The organism is Psychrobacter sp. 1U2 (assembly GCF_051847575.1).
Genome location: NZ_JBPYDC010001657.1, coordinates 1 through 548 on the forward strand (window position 1 = coordinate 1; position 548 = coordinate 548).

The following is a 548-nucleotide window of genomic DNA, read 5'->3' on the forward strand; positions in this document are numbered from 1 at the left end:
ATTCTGACTAAAATCAAAAAACCAGCCATTATAAAGGGCGACGTCGATGATAAACAAGTCTCTTTAGCGACCCTTTATGACCAGTTATTATCACTGGCCCTACTCGATACGCAGTCCGATAATCGCTGGTATTCCCTGACGCATCACTTCAATGGTCACCACCCCTTTAGTCGGTAGCGACGAGATGGCATCAGAGAAATCGCTTGCAGTGGCTATAGGCTTTTGATTCAAATTGGTGATGATATCCCCTGCCATGATACCTGAACGCGCAGCCAGTCCTGTCGGGTCAACAGCGGTAACGAGTACGCCAGTCTTATCATCGGTTGCAAGCTCCGCTTGCTCATCTGGCGTGAGGTTACGCAGACGCAGGCCTACGCGCACTTCGTTATTTTGCTGATCACGGCCCTGAGCTTGGACATCACTTGGAGCCTGACTAAGCTTACCGGATAGCGTCAACTGCTTACCGTTACGTTGTACTTGTGCGCGAAAAGCGTCATTGGGACGCGCGCGATTAATGAGGTTTAATAGGTCTGATGCTCGCATGATTT

Annotated in this window: 1 protein-coding gene; it reads right to left on the reverse strand. The window is 49.5% G+C overall.

Going from position 1 to position 548, the window contains the following annotated elements; translation table 11 throughout:
• Window positions 1-99 precede the first annotated feature (99 nt).
• The coding region (locus tag ACS8FD_RS23720; protein WP_439277654.1) for a PDZ domain-containing protein at window positions 100-548 on the reverse strand (449 nt) is incomplete at its 5' end.